General features: G+C 75.0%; 4 protein-coding genes. 3 read left to right on the forward strand and 1 reads right to left on the reverse strand.

Annotated elements, in window-relative coordinates:
• Positions 1-174 precede the first annotated feature (174 nt).
• Together MNZ27_RS17015 and MNZ27_RS17020 are read left to right on the forward strand one after the other, a co-directional pair.
• On the forward strand, positions 175-1,542 hold the full coding sequence (locus MNZ27_RS17015; protein ID WP_242395295.1) for an MFS transporter: 1,368 nt from the start codon (positions 175-177) through the stop codon (positions 1,540-1,542).
• Positions 1,539-2,411 (forward strand): DMT family transporter, encoded by an 873-nt coding sequence (locus tag MNZ27_RS17020; protein ID WP_242395296.1) that lies wholly within the window; start codon positions 1,539-1,541, stop codon positions 2,409-2,411. Before MNZ27_RS17015 ends, MNZ27_RS17020 begins: the two co-directional genes overlap by 4 nt.
• A 22-nt stretch (positions 2,412-2,433) precedes the next feature.
• Here the strand turns inward: MNZ27_RS17020 and MNZ27_RS17025 are convergent, their stop codons facing one another.
• A complete protein-coding gene (locus MNZ27_RS17025) occupies positions 2,434-5,274 on the reverse strand; it encodes an FtsK/SpoIIIE family DNA translocase (protein WP_242395297.1) in 2,841 nt (946 codons plus the stop codon).
• A 154-nt stretch (positions 5,275-5,428) separates the two neighbouring features.
• On the opposite strand from MNZ27_RS17025, the gene MNZ27_RS17030 reads away from it, so the two are divergent.
• Positions 5,429-6,000, forward strand: a 572-nt coding sequence (locus MNZ27_RS17030) for a zinc-ribbon domain-containing protein (RefSeq protein WP_242395298.1), incomplete at its 3' end; no start/stop codon positions are given.

The following is a 6,000-nucleotide window of genomic DNA, read 5'->3' on the forward strand; positions in this document are numbered from 1 at the left end:
GGGTGGACGCGAAACGCTTTACACCGACCCGCGGTCCGGCACCAGAGGGGGCGCCCTCGGCCCGCGGGCGCCGGGGGCGGAGGGGCGCCGGCAACGGGGCGCGCCTCGCGCCGGATCGTCACGGCGCGCCAGGTGCGTTGCGCCCTCCGCTCCGGCGACCTAGGGTCCACGCCCATGCGAACCGGTGAGGCGACCTCCCCGGAGCCCGCCACGCCCTCCTGGCTCGGCCGACTCGGCCTCGGCAGGGCGGAGCTGCGGGCCTGGGTGCTCTACGACTGCGCCAACTCCGCAGCCGTAACCTCCATCGTGACGGCGATCTTCCCGGTGTACTTCGGTGCGGTGGCAGGCGCGCACCTCCCACCGGCGCTCACCACCGAGCGCTACGCCGTCGCCACCACCCTCGCCCTCGTCCTGGTCGCGGCGCTCTCGCCGGTGCTCGGCACGGTGGCGGACGTCCGCCCCTGGAAGAAGCCGCTCCTCGCGGCCTTCGCCATGATCGGGATCGCCGGCACCGCGGCGATGTTCCTCGTCGGCCCCGGCGACTGGCGGCTCGGCGCCGGCCTGGTCGTGGTGGTGAACGTCGGGCTCATGGGGAGCTTCGTCTTCTACGACGCGCTCCTCCCGCACGTCGCGCGGGAGGACGAGCTCGACCGCGTGTCCTCCGCCGGCTTCGCGATCGGGTACCTGGGCGGCGGCCTCCTCCTCGCCGTGCAGCTCCTCGCGATCACGCGGCCGGCGCTCTTCGGTCTCCCGCACGGCCCCGGGCTCTCGAGCGCCCAGGCCACGCTGCCGACCCGGCTCGCGTTCCTCTCGGTGGCGATCTGGTGGGCGGCGTTCACGGTGCCGCTCCTCCTGCGCGTGCGCGAGCCGACCCCGCCCGCGGACGCGCGGCGGGCGCCGGTGGTCCGCCTCGCCTTCACCCGCCTCGGGCGCACCGCGCGGACGCTCCGCGCCTACCCGCAGGCCGCGCTGATGCTCCTCGCGTTCCTGGTCTACAACGACGGCATCGGGACCATCATCCGGATGGCGACGATCTACGGGACCGAGCTCGGGCTGCCGGCCGGCGCGCTCATCGCGGCCATCCTGCTCGTGCAGTTCATCGGCGTCCCGTGCGCGTTCCTCTTCGGGCTGCTGGCGGGCCGGGTGGGCGCGAAGCGGGCGGTCCTGGGCGGGCTCGCCGTGTACGGCGGGGTCGCGGTGCTCGCGTACTTCACCCGCACCGCCGCGCACTTCTACGCGCTCGCGATCCTGGTCGGCCTGGTCCAGGGCGGGACCCAGGCGCTCTCGCGGTCGATCTTCGCCAGCCTCGTGCCGCGCCACCTGTCCGGCGAGTTCTTCGGGTTCTTCTCGGTGGTGGAGAAGGTCGCCGGCATCGTGGGCCCCGGCATCTACGCCGCGGCGATCGCGCTCACCGGCTCGTCGCGCGGCGCGGTGCTGTCGGTGATCGCCTTCTTCGCGATCGGGGCGGCGCTGCTCTCCCGGGTGGACGTCGAGGGCGGGCAGCGCGCGGCCCGCGCGGCGCGCGGGCCGGAGACGGCGTGACGGCCGAACCGCGGTGGCTGCGCGGCGCGGCGCTGCTCGTGATCGCCGCGATCCTCTGGGGCGGCTGGGCCCTGGTGCTCCGGCCCGCGGGGCTCCCGCCGCCCGCGTCGGCGCTCGTCGTCCAGCTCGTCCTCGCGGCGCCGGCGCCGTTCGCGTTCCGCCGCCGCGCCGCCTTCCGGGACCGCGGCGCCGTGGCCGCGGTGCTCCTGCTCGGCCTCGCCGACGCGGGGAACATCGCGCTCTACTTCGCCGCCCTCGACCGCGGCCCCATCGCCGTCGCGGTCCTCGCGCACTACCTCGCGCCCGTCGCGATCGCGCTCCTCGCGCCCGCGCTGGGGGAGCCCCGGTCGCGCCGCGCGGTCCTCGCCGCGCCGCTCTCCCTCGCCGGGCTCGCCCTGGTGCTCGGCGCGCCCGCGCGGGCGCCGGCCGCGACCGCCGCGCTCGGCGCCGCGAGCGCGGTGTTCTACGTGATCATCATGTTCGCGGCGCGGCGGGCGGCCCGGGCGTTTCCGCCGGACGTCGTGACGTCGCTCCACGCCGTGATCGCGGTGGCCGCGCTCCTCGCCGTCTTCGGGCGCGCCGCGATCCCGCCCCCCGGGCCGGGGGTGCTCCGCGTGCTCGCCGGCTCGCTCGTCTGCGGGATCGGGGCGAGCCTCCTCTTCTACTGGGGGCTCGCCTCGGTCTCGGCGCCGGTCGCCTCCGCGCTCGCCTACGTGGAGCCGGTCACCGCCGCCGCCGTCGGCTACTTCGCCTTCGGCGAGGCGCTCGGGCCGCTCGCGCTGGCCGGCGCCGCCCTCGTCGTCGGCTGCGGCGCCTGGGTGGTGCTCGAGCCGCCCGCGGGCGAGCACGTCGAGTCGGCTGGCTCTTGATGAGGAGTCGTGCGGAGCGGCGCTAGACGTTCGGGATCGGCGACGTCTCGCCGATCGGCCGGATCAGGACCTGCCGCGGCTTCACGCCGTTGGGCGGCCCGACGATCCCCTCGCGCTCCATCCGCTCGATGATCTTCGCGGCCTTGTTGTAGCCGAGCCGCATCTCGCGCTGGAGCTTGGAGACCGAGACCTCCTCCATCCGGGAGACGAGGTCGATGGCCTGGTCGTAGACCGGGTCGTCCTCGGCGTCCCCGCCGCGCTCGCCGCCGCCCTCGCGCGCCTTGAGGATGGACTCGTCGTAGACGGGCCTGCCCTGCTCCTTGAGGAAGCCGACCACCCGGTTCAGCTCCTCCTCGGAGACGAACGCGCCCTGCACGCGCGTGACCGGCTTGGTCGCGGTCAGCACGAGCATGTCGCCGTCGCCGAGGAGCGCCTCGGCCCCGGGGCCGTTGATGATCGTCTGCGAGTCGTGGCGCGAGGCGAGCCGGAAGGTGATCCGGGCGGGGAAGTTGTTCTTGATCATCCCCGTCACGACGTCCGTGGACGGGCGCTGGGTCGCGACGATGAGGTGGATGCCGGTGGCGCGCGCCTTCTGGGCGAGGCGGGCGAGCGAGATCTCGACCTCGCGCGGCGCGGTCATCATCAGGTCGGCGAGCTCGTCGATGACGACGACGATGTAGGGGAGCTTCTGCGGGAGCTTCCGCTCGTCGCGCTCCGCCACGGGATCGGCGGGCGGCGGCGCGGTGGGATCCTCGAACTCGGGCGACGCCCGGACCGGCTCCGCCGCGGGCGCCGCCGGCGCCCCCTCGGCGCCGGTCGCGGCCGCGTCCGCCTCCCGCTCGGCGCGCGCCGCGGCGTCGTCCTCCGTCTCGCCTGCGGTGACGTCCACCACCACGAGCTTCCTCGGCGGGGCCGCGGGATCCTTGTCCTCGAACGTCTTCCCCGCGTCGCGGAGCTTCTCGACCTTGCCGTTGTACGACTTGAGGTCCTTCGAGCCGGTGTCGGCGAGGATCTGCGTCCGCCGCTCCATCTCGTCCACCGCCCACTGGAGCGCGCGGGCCGCCTTCTGCGGGTCGGTCACCACCGGCAGGAGCAGGTGGGGGATGTCCTCGTAGGTGGACAGCTCCGTCATCTTCGGGTCCACCATGATCAGCCGGACCTCCGCCGGCGTCTGCCGGAAGAGCATCGAGAGGATCATCGTGTTGAGGCCCACCGACTTGCCCGAGCCGGTCGTGCCGGCGATGAGCAGGTGCGGCATCCGCTGGAGGTCCACGCAGTACGGCGCGCCCTCGACGTCCTTGCCGAGGCCGAGCGGGAGGAACCCGCCCGCGGAGACGAACCCGTCCGACTCGAGGACGTCGCGCAGCCACACGGTGGCGCGGTCCTTGTTCGGGACCTCGATGCCCACCACGCCCTTGCCCGGGATCGGCGCGATGATGCGGATCCGGGTGGCGCTGAGCGCCATGGTGAGCTCCTTGTCGAGGTTCTCGATCCGGGCGAGCTTCACGCCCGCCACCGGGGAGAACTCGTAGAGCGTCACCACCGGCCCGGGCCGGATGTGCTTGATCACGCCCTCCACGCCGTGCTGCCGGAGCGTCGCGACGATGACCTCGGCGGTCCGCGTGAGCGAGTCGGCGTCGAGGTCCTTCTGCTTCTCGTCGTGCACGTCGAGGAGGTCGGTCGAGGGCAGCTTGAAGACGTCGCCGGCCTTCGTGAACGCGAAGCTCGGGGCCTCCTTCCGGTCCTTCTTCTTCTTCCGCTCGAGCAGGGCCTGCGAGACCACGATCTCCGGCTTCGACGGCTGGGGGAGCGGGAGCGGCGCCGCGGCAGGCTCCTCCGGCGCGTCGGCGGGCGGCGTCACCGCGGCGGCGGCCGGCGCCACGGCGGCGGCGCCCTCGTGCTCGTCGTGCTCCTTCGCCCGGCGCCGGCGGCGCGGCGGCTCCCCCTCGCCGGCGGGCTCCTCCTCCTGCGCCGGCTCGAGCCCGTCCACCCAGGCGGGCTCCTCGAAGCTCTCGCGGCGGAGCTCCTCGAGGGCGAGCGCGCTCGCGACGGCGCGGGCCTCCGCGCGCGCCTCGTCGCCGTCCGCCTCGATCTCCGCGGCCTCGGCGAGCTGCTCGGCCTCCGCGCGGCGGACCCGGTCCGCGGCCTCCTCCGCGCGCAGCTCCGCCACCGCGGCCCGGTGCTCGTCCACGGCGTCGGCGACCCCGCGGCGCAGGAACCCGACCACGGCCCGCCCCACGGCGAGGAGCGCGCCGCCGAGGGTCTGCGGCTTCACGTCGGCCGCGACGATGAGCGCGACGAGCGCGGTGGCGCTCACCGCGATGGCGCTGCCCCACAGCGAGAAGAGCCCCTCGAGCCACCCCGCGAGCGCGGCGCCCACCGCGCCGCCGGCGGGGAAGGAGACCGGGGCGCGTGCGCCGAGGGCGAGGTGGCCGAGCGTCGCCACCGAGAGGGTGAGCGCGGTGTACGCGAGCGCCGAGACGATGGTGATCCGCCGCGGCGCGCCGCGGAAGAGCCGCCACGCCGCGGTGCCGAGGCCGAACGGCAGCACGAGGGCGGAGAAGCCGAGCAGGCCGTACGTCGCGGAGGCGACGCGGTGCCCCACCGGACCGCACAGGTTGGCGGGCGGGAGGCCGCTCGCGATGAGGCCGCCGTCGAGGGACGAGAACGTCGCGAGGGCGAGGCCCGAGCCGAGGGCGAGGGCGAGGAGGACCACGGCCCCGACGTCGCGGGCCATGCCCGTCCGCGGCGCGCTCTCCTTCCGCTTCCGGGGCTCCGCCTTGCCCGCCGGCTCCGCGGACACGTCGCCGCGCTTCACCCGCTCCTTGGTGGAGAGACGACGGTTGGACTTGGCCTTCCCCATGGGCGTGCGAGGCCCCCGGGATGATCCTTCCCGTGCGCGCGGACGAGGGCCTGCTCGTGAGGATATCGGCGGCCCCTCGGGGGTCAATTTTTCGGCGGGAGGGGAGGACCTCGCGTAGTATTCCGCCGCCGGCCTCCTTTTCTCCCCGAATTCCATGGACGTCCGCTGCGAGCGCTGCAGGGCCCAGTACGTCTTCGACGACGAGCAGGTGACGCCGTCGGGCCTCGCCGTCCAGTGCACCCGGTGCGGGCACGTGTTCCGCGTGAAGAAGAAGGAGCTGGTGGTCACCGTCCCGGTGAAGCCGGGGGAGCTGGACGGGGTGCCCCTCCCTGCGACCGCCGCCGCGCCGCGCCCCGGCGGGGGTCGCGTCGCGGAGCACGGCTCGGCCCCGGCCGAGGCGGAGCGGCGCGCGTGGCGGGTCCGGCGGGCGAGCGGGGACGTCCTCGCCCTGCACGAGCCGAGCGCGCTGCAGCGCTGGGTCGTCGAGCGGAGGGTCTCGCGCGACGACGAGCTCTCGGAGGCGGGCGGGCCCTGGCGGCGGCTCGGAGACCTCGCCGAGCTCGAGGCGTTCTTCCAGGTGGTGGAGGCCGCGGCGCGAACTGAGAGCTTGTCGAAGAATTCGACGAGCTCTCAGGCCGACCCGCGTGAGCGGGGCGGCGGGTGGGGTGAAGCGCCCGAATTCACTTCGGGCGCGAGGGGCGGGCGACGGCCCGCCCCTCCTGGATG

This window comes from Anaeromyxobacter oryzisoli (genome assembly GCF_022690765.1).
In the GTDB taxonomy this organism is placed as follows: Bacteria; Myxococcota; Myxococcia; order Myxococcales; family Anaeromyxobacteraceae; genus Anaeromyxobacter; species Anaeromyxobacter oryzisoli.

Excerpts from the sequence above, each read along its gene's own strand:
- MNZ27_RS17015 (WP_242395295.1), top strand. The coding sequence starts at position 175 with ATGCGAACCGGTGAGGCGACCTCCCCGGAGCCCGCCACGCCCTCCTGG.
- MNZ27_RS17025 (WP_242395297.1), bottom strand. The coding sequence starts at position 5,274 with ATGGGGAAGGCCAAGTCCAACCGTCGTCTCTCCACCAAGGAGCGGGTG.